This is a genomic window from Bacillus sp. CH_48, from assembly GCF_038008465.1.
Classification (GTDB): domain Bacteria; phylum Bacillota; class Bacilli; order Bacillales; family Bacillaceae_G; genus Bacillus_A; species Bacillus_A thuringiensis_S.
The window spans coordinates 1,835,921-1,855,073 of sequence record NZ_JBBOZF010000001.1; the positions used below are offsets into that span (position 1 = coordinate 1,835,921).

Sequence of the window (19,153 nt, forward strand, 5' to 3'; positions counted from 1 at the left end):
TCATTTGTAGGGAAGTAATTCACTACATTAATCTTTAAAGGTGATAAAAGAGTTATGCTTAGATAACATCTTGTTCTAAGTACAACATATCTCCTTCTGTAATTGTACATTTCCCGTTTGTTAATTCAATCATCCAATCTGTAAAGGCTTGTTTGCCGTCTTCTTCAACATACGTATCAAATGTGACATTTTCTAGATAATGTATATCTTTAATGGCATATTTTGAATTGCGTAATTCATTTTCCACTTTGCCAAGTAATGTGTAATCAATCTCGGTTTGCATCACACGCATTAGTTTTCGCTGGACAACACCGACATGATTAATGCCTTCGCTTGTACACTTTCCATATGCACGAATTAATCCACCTGCGCCAAGTTTAATGCCACCAAAATAGCGTGTTACGACAACAACGGTATCTTTTAGTCCACGTTTTTTAAGTACTTCTAGCATTGGTACGCCAGCTGTACCGCTAGGCTCGCCGTCATCATTTGCTTTTTGAATATGATCTTGTTCGCCAATTAAATAAGCGGAACAATTATGTGTTGCATTCCAATGTTGTTTTTTTATTTTTTGTATAAATTCTTGAGCCTCTTCCTCAGTCGTTGCTCGACTAATATAACAAATAAATCTTGATTTTTGAATGACGATTTCGTGTTCGCCGTAGTCTTTGATTGTTAAATATTGTAATAGCACTTGTATACGCCCCTATCTATCAAAATGACTAGTACTTTCCATTTTAAAAGCGAGCCTTTTTATATTCAAACATTTTTTCTAAATACGTTGAAGTTTTTGGTGATTATTTTATCTTTTTGTTGTAATTTGTCGAGATGGTGAGTATAATTTCAACCGGCATTTCCCTGTATGGATGCACCATTTGTAGTTTTCGTGTAAAATTAGGAAATAAAACTTTTTATAAGGCAGGTACGAAAATGAAAATAGCTATTGTTACTGATAGTACAGCATATATACCGAAGCAAATTCGTGATGAACTCAATATATATATGATTCCATTAAACGTTGTGTTTGGAACAGAATCTTATCAAGAAGAAGCTGAAATTTCAGCAGATGATTTTTATGTGAAAGTACGTGAACAAGAGGAACTTCCAAAAACTTCTCAACCAGCAATCGGAAAGTTTGTTGAGCTATATGAAGAACTAGCTAAAGATTATGATGCAGTTATTAGTATTCACCTATCAAGTGGAATTAGTGGTACATATCAAACATCAACAACAGCTGGACAGATGGTAGAGGGTATTGATGTATATACGTATGACTCTGAAATTAGTTGTGAAGTACAAGGATTTTATGTGCGTGAAGGTGCAAAGTTAGCAAGTGAAGGAAAGAATCCAAAAGAGATTATCGCTCGTTTTGATGAAATGAAGAAAACGATGGACGCCTATTTTGTAGTTGATGATTTACATCATTTGCAACGTGGTGGTCGATTAAATAGCGCGCAAGCTTTCATCGGCAGTCTGTTACAAGTGAAGCCAGTTTTATATTTTAGAGATAAAATCATTATTCCGTTTGAAAAGATTCGTACACGTAAAAAAGCATTAAAACGTATCATTGAAATTTTTGATGAGCAAGCAAGTAAAGGTGTACCTATGGAAGCAGTTATCATTCATGCGCAACGTGAAGAGGAAGCGAATGAATGGAAGAAAGAATTAGAAGCAAAATATCCTCACGTCACAATTCGTACAGGTTATTTTGGAGCTGTAATTGGTACGCACTTAGGTGAAGGTGCATTAGGTCTTGGATGGTATACGAAGTAATAAAGATATAAAAAGCTCTCTTTTTAAGAGGGTTTTTTTACGGGTATGTTACGTTTAGTTGACAAGTTAATATTTGGAAATGGTAAAATGTACGTAAAATAAAATAATGAGGAAAGTTTTATAACTTACTTTTTACAAGAAACTATATTATAATAGAAGAGAGGTGAAACATATGGAGCATAATTCTTGTTTATGTCCAAAGTTTGAGTCAGCTTTTACTTTGCTTAGTAAGAAATGGACTGGCTTAATTATTAAATCTTTGCTTGAAGAGTCGAAACGTTTTAGAGAAATCGCAGATATCATCCCAAATATGAGCGATCGTATGTTGTCAGAGCGTTTGAAGGAATTGGAAAGCGAGGGCATTGTAGTTCGTAATGTTTATCCAGAAGTACCAGTTCGAATCGAGTATGGCTTAACTGACAAGGGAAAAGCGTTAGAAAGTGTTATGGATGAGGTCCAAAATTGGGCTGAGAAATGGATGAAGTAGCATTTCATTTGTATTCGTATATTTAATAAAACGTAAGGGATTCCTTACGTTTTTTCTTTGTTCACAGAAGTGAGAAAAGTATATAAATTTCTACACATACATACAAAAATATACGAATTTTGCGCTAGAGCTACAAATAATATTACATTTGTTTTACAAAAACGTAACATTAGCAAAAAAAATCCCGAATTATGGTATAAATTTTATAGGTTATATACGGAAAAAGAAAAAAGAAAGCGGTGTAAAAAATAAAATGAAAAAGCTAAAAATGGCATCTTGCGCATTAGTTGCAGGGTTAATGTTTTCAGGACTAACACCAAATGTATTTGCAGAAGATAAAATTTCTGACGTGAAATCACAAATTAATACACAAAATGACACTTTACATAAACAACAACAAGAACGTGATGAATTACAAAAACAAATGAATGACTTAAACAAAACAATTCAAGGTTTAGATAAGTCTGTTCAAGAGAATGCTGCAAAACTTGATGAAACAACGAAAAAAGTTTCTGATACTGAGCAATTAATTGAAAAGAAAAATAAAGATATTGCAGAATTACAAACAAAGATTGCAAAACGTGAAGAGTTATTAAGAAAGCGTTTAGTTGCACTTCAAGAACAACCAAATACGAACGTTGTAACAGAAGTTCTTGTAAACTCTAAAAACGTTGCAGATTTAGTTGATCGTTTAACTTCTGTTTCTAAAATTCTTGAGTCTGATGAAGATATCATGAAAACACAGCAAGAAGATCAAGCTAGTGTGAAAAAAGATGTTGCAACGGTAAAAGAGAAACAAAAAGAATTAAAAGAAGCACAAGCTCAAATTGAAACTGCTAAGAAAGAACTTGACGCTGAAAAAGAGAAAAAAGCAACAGCGGTAAACGATTTAAGCGGTAAAATGGATACAGTTGTAACTTCGATGACAAGTACGGAAGGTCAATTGAAAGAGCTTGAGAAACAAGCATTACAATTACAACGCATTGCAGAGGAAGAAGCACAAGCAAAAGCTGCACAAGAAGCTGCTGCTCAAAAACAAGCAGAGCAAGCTGCTAAAGCTGCGCAAGCTCAGCCAGCACAAGCACCTGCAGAGCAAGCTGCACCAGCAAACAATGGTGGACAAGCTCAAAAAGAAGAGCCTAAAAAAGAAGAACCTAAAAAAGAGGAACCAAAAAAAGAAGAGCCTAAGAAAGAAGCACCTAAACAAGAAGAGAAAAAGCCAGCTCAAAATGTGGGTGGCGTAATTGGTAAAGCACAAAGCTATTTAGGTTTACCATATGTTTGGGGAAGTGCATCTCCATCAAACGGTGGTTTTGACTGTAGTGGATTCATTTCTTACATCTTTGGTGTAGGTCGTCAAGACGTTGCAGGTTACTGGAACTCAGTTTCTAAAGTAGGTAGCCCACAACCAGGAGACTTAGTATTCTTCCAAGGTACTTATAAAGCAGGTCCATCTCACATCGGTATTTACGTTGGTAATGGCCAAATGATCCATGCTAGTGATAAAGGAATTGCGTACGGTGATATTAACAGCTCATATAACCAAAAACATTTCTTAGGTTACGGTCGATTCTAGGATTTATAAAAGAATAAAAAACGTGTATAAAGTCGATAGCTTACTATTTTATAAGTAGGTTATCGGCTTTTTTGAGTTTTTACGGGATTTGAAGAAGGGTTTATAGTAGTGCTGGAGGTGATTGTTGATGCTGGCGGGGAAACAGTTGCTATTAGACGAACTTTCTTCAGATTTACAGAGGGAATTAAATGATTTGAAAAGGAAGGGAGAGGTCATATGTGTACAAGGTGTAAAAAAGAAGAATTCTAAATATATGTGCCAACGCTGCGGAAATGTAGATCAGCGGCTATTTGCGTCGTTTTTATGTAGAAGGTGCAGTAAAGTGTGCACATATTGCCGGAAGTGTATAACGATGGGGAGGGTAAGTGAATGTGCTGTACTTGTTCGCGGGATTGCTGAAAGAAAGAGAGAAAAGAAATTAAACTTGTTACAGTGGAACGGGAAGTTGTCTACTGGTCAGAATTTGGCGGCACAAGGTGTTGTAGAGGCTATTAAGCAAAAAGAATCATTTTTTATTTGGGCTGTATGCGGGGCTGGGAAAACAGAGATGTTGTTTTACGGTATTAACGAAGCGCTTCAAAAAGGAGAAAGAGTTTGTATCGCAACGCCGAGAACGGATGTTGTTCTGGAATTAGCACCGAGATTACAAGAAGTATTTCCATATATAAAGGTAGCGGCTTTATATGGAGGGAGTGTGGATAAAGAAAAAGATGCAGTACTAGTCGTTGCGACCACGCATCAATTATTGCGTTATTATAGGGCGTTTCATGTCATGGTTGTAGATGAGATAGATGCTTTTCCATATTGTGCAGATCAAATGTTACAGTACGCGGTAAAACAAGCGATGAAAGAAAGGGCGGCGCGTATTTATTTAACTGCGACTCCAGATGAAACGTGGAAGCGAAAATTTAGAAAAGGTGAACAAAAAGGTGTTATTGTTTCTGGACGATATCACCGTCATCCTTTGCCAGTTCCTTTATTTTGTTGGTGCGGGAATTGGAAAAAAAGCCTCATTCATAAAAGAATTCCTCGAGTTTTACTACAGTGGTTACAAACATACTTAAATAAAAAACATCCTATTTTTTTATTTGTCCCCCATGTGCGATATATAGAAGAGATAAGCCTGTTGTTAAAATCATTAAACAAGCGAATTGAAGGTGTACATGCAGAAGATCCGGGGAGAAAAGAAAAAGTAGCGGCTTTCAGAAAAGGAGAAATCCCATTATTAGTTACAACGACAATTTTAGAGCGAGGCGTAACGGTGAAAAATTTGCAAGTAGCGGTTTTAGGGGCTGAAGAAGAAATATTCTCAGAAAGTGCACTCGTACAAATTGCGGGCCGAGCAGGGCGGAGCTTTGAAGCACCGTATGGAGAGGTCATTTATTTTCACTATGGTAAGACAGAGGCGATGGTGCGCGCGAAAAAACATATTCAAGGTATGAATAAAAATGCCAAAGAACAAGGATTGATCGATTAATGCATTGTTTACTTTGTGATGAGTGTTTTGTAGAAAAGGTTAGTTGGTACACTTTTTTTGTAAAGTGTCATAGAAAATATATATGTGATAGATGTGAGCAGAAACTTTCCTATATTATAGGAGAAATTTGCATGGAGTGCGGCCGACCTTTAGAATTTGTTCCTGCCTCATTTCAAGAAGACGGTATTTGCATAGATTGTATAAGGTGGATGAATGAGGAGAAGTATCGTCCTTTTAAAAACCGTTCGTTATACATGTACGATAATGAGATGAAAGAAATAGTAGCACAGTTTAAGTTTCGGGGTGATGCAGAGTTAGTGCGCATTTTTTATCGTCCTTTTCGAAGTTTATTTCAAAAGTATTTTGCTGATGTTTCAACCGTTATCGCTGTTCCACTTAGTAAGGAAAGGGAAGTTGAACGTGGCTTTAATCAAGCGGAGTTATTAGCAACTTGTTTGCCTGTCCGTATTTCTGATTTTTCCTTAAGACGGCGAGAAACAGAAAAGCAAAGTAAGAAGACGCGTAAAGAAAGGGTGTCAGGAAGCAATCCTTTTTATTTTCAGGGAGAAGAGATGTTTTGTGGGCAACATATTTTACTCGTTGATGACGTGTATACGACAGGAATTACAGTTAGGCAAATCGGAAGTTTGTTATATGAAAGAGGGGCAAGGGAAGTATCTAGTTTGACACTTTGTAGAAGTTAATATGGCAGTGTCGAAAGGGATAATAAAAAGGCGATAAGTCTTCTTTGACTTCATATGTTGTCATTCGTTATAGTCAAAATATGGGGCGAATGCCCTGATTTTTAGAGTGAAGGGAATGGAATGAACATGCAAGGACGAGTGAAATGGTTCAATGCAGAAAAGGGATTTGGATTTATTGAGCGCGAAGATGGTGACGATGTATTTGTCCATTTTTCTGCTATTCAACAAGATGGGTATAAGTCATTAGAAGAAGGGCAACAAGTAGAGTTTGACATTGTAGATGGAGCACGTGGACCACAAGCAGCTAATGTTGTAAAACTGTAGGAATATTGTTTTTGGGAAGAGAAAGCTGCATTTGTGGCAACGTTATATATATGGTAGAACCTCTTGTTTTTCGCAAGGGGTTTTTTGTTATAGGGTAAGTTGTCAAAAAGTTGTTTCTTTTCTGTAACGAATTGGCCACACTTATATTCGTTATTCACGATGTTAATAGGATAAAATAAAGATAGAAACGATGCATCTTTTCATTTCAACAAAAAACGATAAAAAAATCGCAATTCCACTAATTTTTTTAAAAAAGTTAGAAGGAGTTTTTAAGCCAGTGTCGAAATTATAGTACATAGGCTTGAAAGGAGGAATTCATCTATGAAATTCAACATTCGTGGTGAAAATATTGAAGTAACTCCAGCATTAAAGGAATATGTAGAGAAAAAACTAAGTAAGTTAGAACGTTATTTTGATACATTCCCAGAGATTAAAGTTAATTTAAAAGTATACTCTGACAAGCAACGTGTCGAGGTAACAATACCATTTACTGATTTATTACTTCGTGCAGAAGAAACTAATAGCGATATGTACGCTGCTATCGATTTAGTAGTTGATAAAATTGAGCGACAAATTCGTAAACATAAAACAAAAGTAAATCGTAAGTTACGTGAGAAAGGTTCTATGAAAACAAACTTTATCCTTCCAGAAGCAGTAGCTGTTATGGATGAGGTAGAAGAGGATGAATTAGAACTTGTACGTACAAAACGATTCGATTTAAAACCGATGGACGTTGAAGAAGCGATTCTACAAATGGATATGCTAGGACATAATTTCTTCGTCTTCACAAATGCTGATACAAATGAAACTAATGTTGTATACGGCCGTAAAGATGGGAAATATGGTTTAATCGAAACTAAATAATAATTCAAAAGCGCAGCCGAATGAGGCTGCGCTTTTTTGTATTGAGATTTTGAATGTGATTATCTCCATAAGTATGTACTTGTTAGGAGTATACTAATTTTGTTTAATTTAACAATATTTTATAATTGTAAATAAAATATTAAGTTTTCTGGAATCAATTGATAGTGTATTTTGCTTTTGTTATCTTTAAATTGCATTATATAGATTTACTTTGTTTCTTTAGTGAAAAAATAAAATCAATATAATGCTACAAATTATCGGAGGTGCTTTTAGTGAGTATTAAGAAAAAAAGTCGTTTTATGTTTGGATCTGTTTTATCTTTAGGTATTTTAGCTAGTACTTTTGCTTTAACCGAACCTGCTAAGGCTGATACAAGGGATGATCATGTAGAATTTACCTTTAGACTTTGGAGTGCATATGATTTTACTAATGCACGTCCTAAAGAGAACCCTACTTCTATGTATATGCGTGTGAAGAGTAGTGAGAAGGGCGGTGGTTCTTTTAACGTTTGGACAGAAGCGGATAAAAATAAAGGTAAAGGTGATAGAGATTGGGTAAATGTTTCAGGTAAGCATGAAGGAGAAGTGAAACCATATAAAACTTATCTTTTCATGAATCATGCGGTAGAAAGCTATGGGAAAAATGTTCCGGTTAGATTTGGTGGTTATTCTAGAGAAAATAATGCTTATCCTACTGCTTGGAGTCCTGATAGTGTAAGACCTAGTGGACCTTACACTGAATATTGATTTAGAAATTATAAATTAAAATTATTTATTTTATAGTGCTAGAAAAAGTCGTATAGTTTCAAATCTAGATTATACGACTTTTCCTGCTATTTCATTTTTAAAATAGGAGGAGCTGTAATGAAACTTATTTTAAAATATATTGTATTCTGTTGTTTTATATTGAGTATTAGTTTCTTAGTTTCTTGTCAAAAGAAAGTAGATGAACCTATTGTAAATATTGAAGATACTTTAACGGAAAAATATAATTTGAAAAGTATTCAGTTGCAAGAAATTAAGAAAAATACTATTTATGAACAAGTATTTTCGGGGAATAAAAATGGTAATGATTTCTTTCAAGGTCAAATAGATAGAAATGATATTGCAATAGAAGATAGGCTTTCAGATAAAAATTTAAAGTCAGGAGTTATACCAGAAAATTATTATGTGTTTTTATCGGGTGTTACGAATAAGAAAAAACCAACGTATCTTTTGGGACGGATTGAACAAACTGATGGGAAAGTAATTGAGTGGAAACAAGAAGTTAAGAGTGTAAAAAGAAAAGGTACAAATGATGTTTATCAGTATGAAGTTGAGTTTCCTAAATTTGAAGGAGAGAGAGCAAATGTTGCTTTTCGTTACATCTGGTTAAATAAAGAAAATAAATGTTATGGTGTTGCGGATCAATTGTTCATATTAAAAAAGGTTTAAATTTAATTAATGGTTTATGGAGGAGCTGTAGATGAGTTACTTTTTAGGAAGGATTTTAAAAGGTAGGATGTTTTGGTTGTCTTTATTTATTATGTTAATAATTGTTACTGCTCAATATATTGCTATGTTTGTGACAACTAAAGGATTTAACGATGCTGGGATTATAAAGGTATCCCCATATTTATCTAATATTTTACATTTTAATAGATTGTCATTTTATAGTGAGTTTTATCTACTTATATTTCCTATGCTTTCCGCAATGGCTGTAGCAGGGATCTATAGAATTGATAAAAATTATGGATTTATTTATCCTGTTATTTCTAAAATGGGAACAGGTTATTATTTTAAGCTACTTTATTTTATTAACTTTAGTGTATCTTTTTTTATTATAAGTTTCCCTTTACTATTTAATTTTTATTTATATGCAATGACTTATCCAACAGTCGCTCCGCATCCAATATTAAATTATATGGCTGCTACTGTCTCACCAACAGCTCAATTTAATACAGTTTATTATGAGTACCCTACTTTATATTTTCTAATGTATGTATTTTTAAATGGTTTATACGGTGCGGTTTTTTCGAGTTTGGCTTTATCAGTTTCATTTTTTATAAAACGAGTTTATTTTATTTATTTAGTTCCATTTGTTTTACATATTTTTTGGCTTGGTATTGGAAAAGGGATTCTCAATCCTAAAGATTATGTAATTAAAGATTTCGGCTTTTTTGAATTACAAATTTTTCTTAGTGTCTTGTTATGTATTTGGTTTTGTTCTGTAGTTCTTTATTTACGGGGGAGTAGGAAGCATGTTCTTTTATAATGTAATGAAAGAAACTATAAGGATGAAGTACGTTTGGTTAAGTATTCTTTTTTTACTTAATGTTAGTATCATTGGTTGTTTGTTCAATTATTTTGAACCTGGAATTATAAAAGAGAAAATGAACGAATTGGAAACCTTGTATAAGGTTATGTCGTTTTATAATTTGTCGACTATATTTATTCCTTTAACCATCGTTTTTTCTGTATATTCTATGTCGAATTTTTTTAGTATTTATGTAGTTTCTCGAGTAAATAATGCATTGAAATTAGTTTCTATATATTATTTGAAACTATTCATTTTTGTTTGTTTTTTCGCTGGGAGTATGATTTTACAGTTATTTTTGATGTCAAATATGATGGCTGTAAATAGTGTTTCTGTAAATTATGAATTGTTATTTTGCATTCAATTATTTGCGAATATTTTTATATGCATGATAAGTGCTGTATTGCAATTATTTTTACCTAGTTTACTTGTAATAATATGTATGGTTACTGCTGTTTTATTAGATAGATTTATATTACATGGATTTTTATTTACAAATGCTTTTTATATAAATGTTTTTGAAGATGCTACTGGTTTACTTATACGCTTATTTGGATGTTTTTTTATCTTTTTTATAAGTGTATGGATTTTATCTAAAAAAAGTTATATTGCTATGAATGATGAGACAGAGGTGATCTAGTTTACATTATGATTTTATATCATTTGTTAAAAAGAGATTTACATGTAAGGTTTAGAGATTCCATCAAGATAATGGCTTTTTTATTCTTAATTTACGCTATGATTGTAGTTACTTTTTTATACAATCAGCCTCTTAGTAATGGTAAAGAACCTGTATTGGTAGATGTTACCTTTTATCGATTTTTTCATGGAGTAGACTTTGTGGATTTATCTTATTTTTATAAGGAAGGGCGATTTTCTATTCCTTTTTATTGGATATTTTTTCAAATCGCTCCTTTGTTGCTAGTAGGGAAGTTTGCTTTTTCAGATATTCAGCAGAATGGTGTTTATTTATTTCCTCGTGTTAAGAAGAAGCATTTTCTTTGGTTAACGAAAATACTATCTTTGTTTTTTTACATAATTAGTATTTGGATTGTTATGTATTTGATTTGGTTTACTGTTTATTATTTGCTTACTTTTGGCGGGCATTCTTTTTCAAATGTATATAGTCAATTTTTTTATAAGATAGTAGGTACTATGCTAATTCAAATAATTATAAGCTTTTTATTAGCTTTAATTTTTGAGTTTTTAACGCTTTATATACCAATAACTATTGTTTTTATACTGATGTTGATGTACCTATTTTTGTCTATTTTCTTTCATAGTATTTATTTTTTAGGTTCTTTTGTTATGCCAAATCGTTGGTATTTTGTTGATCACAGTTCAATGCAATTGACTTTAGGTAATAATCAATCTATTCAATGGCATGAGTTACTTTTAATCGGAGTAGTAATTGTTGTTGTAATGATTTTGTTAGGTAGTTTTTGTTTGAAAAAACTAGATGTGATAGGTGAATAATTTATGGACAATTATATTAAATGTGAATGTATGACGAAAAGATTAAAGGGAAATATTGTGTTAGATAATATTAGTTTGTCAGTAAAAAAAGGAGAGTTTTTAGTTTTGAAGGGGCATAATGGTTCTGGTAAAACAATGATTTTACGTGCTATATCAGGATTAATGCGTTTAAATTCTGGAGTTGTTTATGTAGATAATGAAATGATTGGAAAACACAAGCAATTTCCTGATTCTATGGGGATATTGATTGAATATCCAAGTTTTATTCCGGGGTATACTGGTTTTCAGAACTTGAAGTTTTTATCATCGATTAACAATAAAATCTCTGATGAGGAAATTTATAATATTATTCAAAGGGTTGGACTTGATAAAACAGATAAGAGAAAGTATAAAAGATACTCTTTAGGTATGAAGCAACGTTTAGGGATAGCGCAAGCTTTAATGGAACAACCAAAATTATTGTTATTAGACGAGCCAACTAATGCTTTAGATAGTGATGGAATAAAAGATGTTTTGGATATTTTGAAAGTAGAAAAATCTAAAGGAACGACTATTATAGTAGCTAGTCATGATGTGCATGTTCTAGATAATGAAATAGTAGATCGCATTGTACATGTTAATAATGGAAAGTTGGTAGATTAAGAGTGACAAGAAATCATGTCTTAATAATCATTGGATTGTGTCTGTTGCTATGTATATTTGCTAGTTTCTTTAGATTTAAAACATTAAATCTAAAGAATGAATCTTATAAAGTGGTAAAAGGTGAGTTTTTATCTGATAGAAATTTTGAAGATGGACAAGGAATTACGTTTCATGCACTTGATCCTCTTGATCCTACAAAAGTTTATGATCCTTATGAAGACCGTGAAGTAGTGACGTATGTGTTACCTTTAGATATTACAAATACAACGAATCGGGATATTAATTTGCTTAGTAACAAGTCTATTTCTAATACAATGTTTTATTCTAAAATAGGAGAGTTTTATAATTTAATTCCGTATGCAATGGAGTTACCTAAACAATATCAGTTTGAGCCTGTAATACCTGCTGGTAAAACGGTACGAGGATATATTGGGGCAAATTATTTTATAGGAGATGACCCTGGTAAGAATTATAAAAACTTTTCAAATGAATCAACTAAGGTGAAATTCATTTCTTTTATGAAGGATCAGAAAGGGAAATATCATGAATTAGAAATACCAATAAATTAATAAAATTCATGATTGATACAGATATATTTTAAGGGTGTTTTTTGCTGTGGTTGAGTAGATCTTGCAACATAATAATATCTTTTAAAGTCGGAGTTGTTTCGCAGGTGTAAGTATCTATGGATGCTGCACTTGCGGAATTTCCGACTTTTTGTAATTGTTCATTTAAAACTAATAGATTTCCTTCGATTATCCTCTTTTAAAGGGGGATATTTAATACGAAATTTGCAATAGAGGGATAGAGAAAAGACATATTAGTTTGTTGGAACAAATGAAATGAAAACTTTTTTTGAATATAAGGCCTGACATTCGGCCGATTGTTGTCATAGTTATAAGACAAGTGTTACAATTATCATTAGGTATATACATTTTAGTTTTTTTAATTAGGAGAAAAATTGGCATAACATACATTTGATTTTTACAACGACTGATTGTAATAGAGAAAAAGAAAACAATCGGAAGTTTTATTTTAATAAAAGAGGAGCGTATTTCCTATGATCGGTATTTTAAAAAAGGTGTTTGATGTAAACCAACGCCAAATTAAACGTATGCAAAAGACAGTTGAGCAAATTGATGCATTAGAGTCATCTATTAAGCCACTAACTGATGAACAATTAAAAGGAAAGACGCTTGAATTTAAAGAACGTCTAACAAAAGGTGAAACAGTAGATGATCTACTACCGGAAGCTTTTGCAGTTGTTCGCGAGGCGGCAACTCGTGTTCTTGGAATGCGTCCATATGGCGTACAGTTAATGGGTGGTATTGCCTTACATGAAGGGAATATTTCTGAGATGAAAACGGGTGAAGGTAAAACGTTAACATCTACATTACCTGTATATTTAAATGCTTTAACAGGAAAAGGTGTTCACGTTGTTACAGTCAATGAATACTTAGCACAACGTGATGCGAACGAAATGGGACAACTTCATGAGTTCCTTGGCTTAACGGTAGGAATTAACTTAAATAGTATGTCACGCGAAGAGAAACAAGAGGCTTATGCTGCTGATATTACGTATAGCACAAATAATGAGCTTGGATTCGATTACTTACGTGACAACATGGTTTTATATAAAGAGCAGTGCGTTCAACGTCCACTTCATTTTGCTATTATCGATGAAGTCGATTCTATTTTAGTCGATGAAGCACGTACGCCGCTTATTATTTCGGGACAAGCTCAAAAATCAACAGAGCTATACATGTTTGCAAATGCATTCGTTCGTACGTTAGAAAATGAAAAAGAGTATTCATTTGATGTGAAAACGAAAAATGTAATGTTAACAGAAGATGGTATTACGAAAGCAGAGAAAGCTTTCCATATTGAAAACTTATTCGATTTAAAACATGTAGCACTTCTTCACCATATTAATCAGGGGCTTCGTGCACACGTTGTTATGCACCGTGATACAGATTATGTTGTACAAGAAGGCGAAATCGTAATTGTAGACCAATTCACTGGTCGTCTTATGAAAGGTCGTCGTTATAGCGAAGGATTACACCAAGCAATTGAAGCAAAAGAAGGTGTAGAAATTCAAAATGAAAGTATGACACTTGCGACAATTACATTCCAGAACTACTTCCGTATGTATGAAAAATTATCTGGTATGACTGGTACAGCGAAAACAGAGGAAGAGGAATTCCGTAACATTTACAATATGAACGTTATTGTAATTCCAACAAACAAACCGATTATTCGTGATGATCGTGCTGATTTAATCTTTAAATCAATGGAAGGTAAGTTCAATGCTGTTGTTGAGGATATTGTAAATCGTCATAAACAAGGGCAACCTGTTCTTGTAGGTACAGTTGCAATTGAAACTTCAGAGCTTATTTCAAAAATGTTAACGCGTAAAGGTGTACGTCATAACATTTTAAATGCGAAAAACCATGCACGTGAAGCAGATATTATTGCGGAAGCTGGTATGAAAGGTGCTGTAACGATTGCGACGAATATGGCTGGTCGTGGTACAGATATTAAGCTTGGAGATGATGTGAAAATCTTCGGTCTAGCAGTTATCGGTACAGAACGTCATGAAAGCCGTCGTATTGATAATCAGTTACGTGGTCGTGCTGGTCGTCAAGGGGATCCTGGTGTGACGCAGTTCTACTTATCGATGGAAGATGAATTAATGCGCCGATTTGGTTCAGATAATATGAAAGCAATGATGGATCGTCTTGGTATGGATGATTCCCAGCCAATTGAAAGTAAAATGGTTTCTCGAGCGGTAGAGTCTGCACAAAAACGTGTTGAAGGAAATAACTATGATGCACGTAAGCAGTTATTACAATACGATGATGTACTTCGTCAGCAACGTGAAGTGATTTATAAGCAGCGTCAAGAAGTAATGGAATCGGAAAACTTACGTGGCATTATTGAAGGTATGATGAAATCTACAGTAGAACGTGCTGTTGCGCTTCACACACAAGAGGAAATTGAAGAAGATTGGAACATTAAAGGTCTTGTTGACTACTTAAATACAAACCTTCTTCAAGAAGGAGACGTAAAAGAAGAAGAATTACGTCGCCTTGCTCCTGAGGAAATGAGCGAACCGATTATCGCGAAATTAATAGAGCGTTACAATGACAAAGAAAAGCTTATGCCAGAAGAGCAAATGCGTGAGTTTGAGAAAGTTGTTGTATTCCGCGTTGTAGATACAAAATGGACGGAGCATATTGATGCGATGGATCACCTTCGTGAAGGTATTCATTTACGTGCTTACGGTCAAATTGATCCACTTCGTGAGTACCAAATGGAAGGATTTGCGATGTTCGAGTCAATGGTTGCTTCTATTGAAGAGGAAATTTCTCGTTACATTATGAAAGCTGAAATTGAACAAAACTTAGAACGTCAAGAAGTTGTTCAAGGTGAAGCTGTTCATCCATCTAGCGACGGCGAAGAAGCGAAGAAAAAGCCAGTTGTAAAAGGTGACCAAGTGGGCCGCAACGATTTATGTAAATGTGGTAGCGGTAAAAAATATAAAAACTGCTGTGGTATTGTTCAGTAATATAGGGCGGTAGCTTTGGCTGTTTTGCAAACTTTTATATCAAAAATGTATAATTAAGAAGGGTTAAACTCTCTCCGTAATAAGTGGAGAGAGTTTCCCTTGTTTTCATACGAAAGTAACAGCAATTACATAGAGGTGAAGGAAATGGAATTAGTAGAAATTAGACAGGAATTAGAGAAAATGGCTAAGCGATTAGCGGCTTTTAGGGGGTCTCTTTGACCTTCCTACTAAGGAGAAACAAATTGCAGAATTAGAAGAAAAAATGATGAGCGCAGGATTTTGGGATGACCAACAAGGCGCGCAAGCTGTAATTAATGAAGCGAATGCGTTAAAAGATATGGTTGGAAGTTTCCGTCAATTAGATGAAACGTTCGAAAATTTAGAAGTAACGCATGAGCTTTTAAAAGAAGAATACGATGAAGATTTACATGAGGAATTAGAGTCAGAAGTAAAAGGCTTAATTCAAGAAATGAATGAGTATGAGCTTCAGTTACTATTAAGTGATCCTTATGATAAAAATAATGCAATTTTAGAATTACATCCAGGTGCAGGTGGAACTGAGTCACAAGACTGGGGTTCTATGTTATTACGTATGTATACACGTTGGGCTGAAAAACGTGGATTTAAAGTAGAAACGGTTGACTATTTACCAGGTGATGAAGCTGGTATTAAGAGTGTAACTTTATTAATTAAAGGTCATAACGCTTACGGTTACTTAAAAGCAGAGAAAGGTGTACATCGTCTTGTACGTATTTCACCATTTGATTCTTCAGGTCGTCGTCATACGTCGTTCGTATCTTGTGAAGTTGTACCAGAGTTCAATGATGAAGTTGAAATTGAAGTACGTACAGAAGATTTAAAAATTGATACGTACCGCGCAAGTGGAGCGGGTGGGCAGCACGTTAATACGACAGATTCAGCAGTTCGTATTACACATACACCGACAAATACAGTTGTAACGTGTCAGTCGGAACGTTCTCAAATTAAAAACCGTGAGCATGCGATGAAGATGTTAAAAGCGAAATTATATCAAAAGAAACTAGAAGAACAACAGGCACAATTAGATGAAATCCGCGGGGAACAAAAAGAAATCGGATGGGGTAGCCAAATCCGTTCTTACGTATTCCACCCGTATTCTCTTGTAAAAGACCACCGTACAAATACGGAGGTTGGTAACGTACAAGCAGTTATGGATGGAGAGATTGATCCATTTATTGATGCCTACTTACGTTCTCGCATCTAATAAGTGAAAAAAAGCCAACTAAATTGTTGGCCCACGCTGAGGATATAGAGGATATAAAGAATTTGATTTTATTTTTATAGATGAAGTAAAGAGGAAGAGAAGTTGGAAACGACAACTTCTCTTTTTGATGGGATTATATGTAGATTACAATGGTGTATATTGTTTTGTAAAAAGTAGAGAATAGTAAAATAGAGCGATAATAGGGTAAAGATTTATATAGAACATTTCTAATTTTCCTTTTAAAAAGGATTCTTTATAGAAGTTTTTTAAGCTGTTCACAGAATTGAAACAACTTATGAAAGCTTTATTTTATCAAGGTTCTCACTGTATTTTTGAGGAATATGAAATACACCTTAGTTTTTCTATATAAAGATAATGCTTATAATGAAAATGAGTGTGTTAGGAATAAAAAGAATATCAACAATGGGGAGCGATAGAAGTGAAAAAGAAATTGTTGGCTATTGCGCTAGGGACATCAGTTGTTTTTGCTTTAGGAGCATGCGGAAATAAAGAAGAGAGTAAGTCTTCGAAACAGTCTGCAAGCACAGACAGCGCAGAACAAATTTTCCAAAGAAGTTGTGCTGGATGTCACGCGACAGATTTATCAGGGGCAACTGGACCTGATTTAAGAAAAGTAGGCGGTAAGTACGACGCTGCAGATATCGAAGAGATTATTAAAAAAGGCCGCGGTTCAATGTCACCAGGACTTATTCAAGGTGAAGATGCGAAAAAAGTATCTGAATGGTTAGCTGAACATAAATAAAAAAGGTGAACTGGACGAGTTGATAATATAGGTCAACTCGTTTTCCTTTTCATTTATGTAACATAACTGTAACAAAAATGTATCCGAACTGGAAACCGTTTGATGTTACAATGGGGTTTGTAGAATTTTGCTGAAATATATTACATAGAGTGGTATTGCTTATGAGAAAGCATAAGTAAACTACCTTCAACAAGGATGACTAAGTGAAAATGAAGGATGTCTTTTATTTTCAGATGTACAGAAAAGTATTTCGAAAAAAATCATTAAGTATTGGGTGATAAATAATGATAAAAATGACGAATGTTTATAAGGAGTACCCGAATGGTATGAAAGCCATTGCTGGTCTTACAGTTAACATTAAACAAGGTGAGTTCGTATACGTAGTTGGACCGAGTGGAGCCGGAAAATCTACATTTATTAAAATGATGTATCGTGAAGAGAAGCCATCTACAGGATCAATTAATGTAAATGGACTTGTTATTGAAACATTGGCAGAAAGAGATGTTCCATATTTTCGTCGTCAATTAGGCGTAATTTTCCAAGATTTTAAATTACTACCTAAATTAACGGTATATGAGAATGTTTCGTTTGCTTTAGAAGTAATTGAAGAAGAACCAGATGCAATTCGTGAGCGTGTAACAGAGGTTTTAGGTCTTGTAGGTCTTGAAGATCGTGCAGATGCAATTCCAAGTGAACTTTCAGGTGGAGAGCAACAACGTGTTGCGATTGCAAGAGCGATTGTAAATCGACCAAAGGTTGTAATTGCCGATGAGCCAACAGGTAACTTAGATATTGAAACAGCTCTTGATATTATGAAGATTTTTACTCGCATTAATGAGCGTGGTACAACAATTGTTATGGCGACGCATAATGCAGATATCGTAAATACAATCCGTCATCGTGTAATCGCGATTGAAGGCGGAAAAATTGTTCGAGACGAGATTGAGGGAGGATACGGATATGAAGGCTAAGACCCTTAGTCGACATTTGCGAGAAGGTGTAAAGAATCTATCACGTAACGGATGGATGACATTTGCTTCTGTTAGTGCAGTAACAGTTACATTATTACTTGTAGGTGTCTTTTTAACAGCGATTATGAATATGAACCATTTTGCGACGAAAGTAGAGCAAGATGTAGAGATTCGTGTACACATTGATCCAGCTGCGAAAGAAGCTGATCAAAAGAAATTAGAAGAAGATATGAGTAAGATTGCAAAAGTAGATTCTATTAAATATTCTTCTAAAGAAGAAGAGTTAAAACGTTTAATTAAAAGCTTAGGTGATAGCGGAAAAACGTTTGAGTTATTTGAACAAGATAACCCACTTAAAAACGTATTCGTTGTAAAAGCAAAAGAACCAACAGATACAGCGACAATCGCGAAGAAGGTTGAAAAAATGCAGTTTGTCAGTAATGTTCAGTACGGAAAAGGGCAAGTTGAACGATTATTTGATACTGTAAAAACTGGTCGTAACATTGGGATTGCGTTAATTGCTGGTCTTTTATTCACAGCAATGTTCTTAATCTCTAACACAATTAAAATTACAATTTATGCTCGTAGTACAGAAATTGAAATTATGAAACTTGTTGGTGCAACAAACTGGTTCATTCGTTGGCCATTCTTGCTAGAGGGGTTATTCTTAGGAGTATTAGGATCAATTATTCCAATTGGCCTAATTCTAGTTACGTATAATTCGTTGCAAGGTGTGTTTAACGAAAAACTTGGCGGAACAATTTTCGAGCTTCTACCATACAGTCCTTTCGTATTCCAATTAGCTGGTTTACTAGTGTTAATCGGTGCGTTAATCGGTATGTGGGGAAGTGTAATGTCAATTCGTCGTTTCTTAAAAGTATAAAAAGTTGCAAACATAATTCGTACAAGCTTATCATATAGTAGAAATAGGTAAAGGCATCACACACTGTGTGATGCCTTTTGCTACACCACCTGTGTGTTTTGGAAAGG

The 19,153-nt window shown here is 34.1% G+C and carries 20 protein-coding genes; 19 read left to right on the forward strand and 1 reads right to left on the reverse strand.

Annotation, left to right across the window (positions count from 1 at the left end):
• Nucleotides 1-58: 58 nt before the first annotated feature.
• Nucleotides 59-694: a YigZ family protein gene (locus N2V92_RS08985; RefSeq protein WP_000926669.1), complete on the reverse strand. Its 636-nt coding sequence runs from the start codon at nt 692-694 to the stop codon at nt 59-61.
• 236 nt (nt 695-930) lie between these two features.
• On the opposite strand from N2V92_RS08985, the gene N2V92_RS08990 reads away from it, so the two are divergent.
• The 19 genes from N2V92_RS08990 to ftsX all read left to right on the forward strand — a co-directional run bounded on the left by N2V92_RS08990 (nt 931) and on the right by ftsX (nt 19,046).
• Entirely contained in the window at nt 931-1,773 is an 843-nt protein-coding gene (locus N2V92_RS08990; RefSeq protein ID WP_000684725.1) for a DegV family protein, read from the forward strand.
• Between the two features lie 172 nt (nt 1,774-1,945).
• Nucleotides 1,946-2,260, forward strand: a complete 315-nt coding sequence (locus N2V92_RS08995; RefSeq protein ID WP_000400857.1) for a winged helix-turn-helix transcriptional regulator — start codon at nt 1,946-1,948, stop codon at nt 2,258-2,260.
• A gap of 148 nt (nt 2,261-2,408) precedes the next feature.
• Complete coding sequence (locus tag N2V92_RS09000; protein ID WP_000499487.1) at nt 2,409-3,836, forward strand: C40 family peptidase; 1,428 nt, start codon at nt 2,409-2,411, stop codon at nt 3,834-3,836.
• Between the two features lie 127 nt (nt 3,837-3,963).
• Nucleotides 3,964-5,313, forward strand: coding sequence for an ATP-dependent helicase ComFA (gene comFA, locus N2V92_RS09005; protein WP_002083580.1), 1,350 nt, complete (start codon nt 3,964-3,966; stop codon nt 5,311-5,313).
• A complete protein-coding gene (locus N2V92_RS09010; RefSeq protein ID WP_042596636.1) occupies nt 5,313-6,017 on the forward strand; it encodes a ComF family protein in 705 nt (234 codons plus the stop codon). Before comFA ends, N2V92_RS09010 begins: the two co-directional genes overlap by 1 nt.
• A gap of 126 nt (nt 6,018-6,143) precedes the next feature.
• Nucleotides 6,144-6,341, forward strand: coding sequence for a cold shock protein CspC (gene cspC / locus N2V92_RS09015; protein WP_001990088.1), 198 nt, complete (start codon nt 6,144-6,146; stop codon nt 6,339-6,341).
• A gap of 321 nt (nt 6,342-6,662) precedes the next feature.
• Complete coding sequence (gene hpf / locus N2V92_RS09020) at nt 6,663-7,205, forward strand: ribosome hibernation-promoting factor, HPF/YfiA family (protein WP_000671187.1); 543 nt, start codon at nt 6,663-6,665, stop codon at nt 7,203-7,205.
• Between the two features lie 272 nt (nt 7,206-7,477).
• The gene (locus N2V92_RS09025; protein WP_000023375.1) at nt 7,478-7,951 is read left to right on the forward strand and encodes a hypothetical protein; all 474 of its coding nucleotides are present in this window, start codon (nt 7,478-7,480) and stop codon (nt 7,949-7,951) included.
• Between the two features lie 117 nt (nt 7,952-8,068).
• Nucleotides 8,069-8,638, forward strand: a complete 570-nt coding sequence (locus N2V92_RS09030; RefSeq protein WP_000767072.1) for a hypothetical protein — start codon at nt 8,069-8,071, stop codon at nt 8,636-8,638.
• Nucleotides 8,639-8,669: 31 nt separating this feature from the next.
• A complete protein-coding gene (locus N2V92_RS09035; RefSeq protein WP_000120041.1) occupies nt 8,670-9,458 on the forward strand; it encodes a hypothetical protein in 789 nt (262 codons plus the stop codon).
• Entirely contained in the window at nt 9,445-10,140 is a 696-nt protein-coding gene (locus N2V92_RS09040) for a hypothetical protein (protein WP_042596633.1), read from the forward strand. Before N2V92_RS09035 ends, N2V92_RS09040 begins: the two co-directional genes overlap by 14 nt.
• Before the next feature lie 71 nt (nt 10,141-10,211).
• Complete coding sequence (locus N2V92_RS09045; protein WP_042598540.1) at nt 10,212-10,976, forward strand: hypothetical protein; 765 nt, start codon at nt 10,212-10,214, stop codon at nt 10,974-10,976.
• Nucleotides 10,977-10,979: 3 nt separating this feature from the next.
• The gene (locus N2V92_RS09050) at nt 10,980-11,618 is read left to right on the forward strand and encodes an ATP-binding cassette domain-containing protein (RefSeq protein ID WP_000371030.1); all 639 of its coding nucleotides are present in this window, start codon (nt 10,980-10,982) and stop codon (nt 11,616-11,618) included.
• A 41-nt stretch (nt 11,619-11,659) separates the two neighbouring features.
• Nucleotides 11,660-12,187 (forward strand): hypothetical protein, encoded by a 528-nt coding sequence (locus N2V92_RS09055; RefSeq protein ID WP_033669096.1) that lies wholly within the window; start codon nt 11,660-11,662, stop codon nt 12,185-12,187.
• A 491-nt stretch (nt 12,188-12,678) separates the two neighbouring features.
• Complete coding sequence (gene secA / locus N2V92_RS09060) at nt 12,679-15,186, forward strand: preprotein translocase subunit SecA (protein WP_000579374.1); 2,508 nt, start codon at nt 12,679-12,681, stop codon at nt 15,184-15,186.
• A gap of 144 nt (nt 15,187-15,330) precedes the next feature.
• Nucleotides 15,331-16,429, forward strand: a protein-coding gene (prfB, locus tag N2V92_RS09065) for a peptide chain release factor 2 (RefSeq protein WP_097807990.1) whose coding sequence is annotated in 2 segments (ribosomal slippage) — nt 15,331-15,402 and nt 15,404-16,429 — 1,098 coding nt in all. Because the reading frame shifts where the segments join, the coding sequence is not laid out codon by codon here.
• Nucleotides 16,430-16,868: 439 nt separating this feature from the next.
• A complete protein-coding gene (gene cccB / locus N2V92_RS09070) occupies nt 16,869-17,192 on the forward strand; it encodes a cytochrome c551 (protein WP_000727971.1) in 324 nt (107 codons plus the stop codon).
• A 284-nt stretch (nt 17,193-17,476) separates the two neighbouring features.
• Complete coding sequence (ftsE, locus tag N2V92_RS09075; protein WP_000594331.1) at nt 17,477-18,163, forward strand: cell division ATP-binding protein FtsE; 687 nt, start codon at nt 17,477-17,479, stop codon at nt 18,161-18,163.
• On the forward strand, nt 18,153-19,046 hold the full coding sequence (gene ftsX, locus N2V92_RS09080; protein ID WP_000645028.1) for a permease-like cell division protein FtsX: 894 nt from the start codon (nt 18,153-18,155) through the stop codon (nt 19,044-19,046). Before ftsE ends, ftsX begins: the two co-directional genes overlap by 11 nt.
• The last annotated feature ends 107 nt before the right edge of the window (nt 19,047-19,153 follow it).

Excerpts from the sequence above, each read along its gene's own strand:
- comFA (WP_002083580.1), top strand. The coding sequence starts at position 3,964 with ATGCTGGCGGGGAAACAGTTGCTATTAGACGAACTTTCTTCAGATTTA.
- N2V92_RS09030 (WP_000767072.1), top strand. The coding sequence starts at position 8,069 with ATGAAACTTATTTTAAAATATATTGTATTCTGTTGTTTTATATTGAGT.
- N2V92_RS09040 (WP_042596633.1), top strand. The coding sequence starts at position 9,445 with ATGTTCTTTTATAATGTAATGAAAGAAACTATAAGGATGAAGTACGTT.
- ftsE (WP_000594331.1), top strand. The coding sequence starts at position 17,477 with ATGATAAAAATGACGAATGTTTATAAGGAGTACCCGAATGGTATGAAA.
- N2V92_RS09035 (WP_000120041.1), top strand. The coding sequence starts at position 8,670 with ATGAGTTACTTTTTAGGAAGGATTTTAAAAGGTAGGATGTTTTGGTTG.
- hpf (WP_000671187.1), top strand. The coding sequence starts at position 6,663 with ATGAAATTCAACATTCGTGGTGAAAATATTGAAGTAACTCCAGCATTA.
- N2V92_RS08990 (WP_000684725.1), top strand. The coding sequence starts at position 931 with ATGAAAATAGCTATTGTTACTGATAGTACAGCATATATACCGAAGCAA.
- ftsX (WP_000645028.1), top strand. The coding sequence starts at position 18,153 with ATGAAGGCTAAGACCCTTAGTCGACATTTGCGAGAAGGTGTAAAGAAT.
- N2V92_RS08995 (WP_000400857.1), top strand. The coding sequence starts at position 1,946 with ATGGAGCATAATTCTTGTTTATGTCCAAAGTTTGAGTCAGCTTTTACT.
- N2V92_RS09010 (WP_042596636.1), top strand. The coding sequence starts at position 5,313 with ATGCATTGTTTACTTTGTGATGAGTGTTTTGTAGAAAAGGTTAGTTGG.
- N2V92_RS09045 (WP_042598540.1), top strand. The coding sequence starts at position 10,212 with ATGGCTTTTTTATTCTTAATTTACGCTATGATTGTAGTTACTTTTTTA.
- N2V92_RS09050 (WP_000371030.1), top strand. The coding sequence starts at position 10,980 with ATGGACAATTATATTAAATGTGAATGTATGACGAAAAGATTAAAGGGA.
- cspC (WP_001990088.1), top strand. The coding sequence starts at position 6,144 with ATGCAAGGACGAGTGAAATGGTTCAATGCAGAAAAGGGATTTGGATTT.
- secA (WP_000579374.1), top strand. The coding sequence starts at position 12,679 with ATGATCGGTATTTTAAAAAAGGTGTTTGATGTAAACCAACGCCAAATT.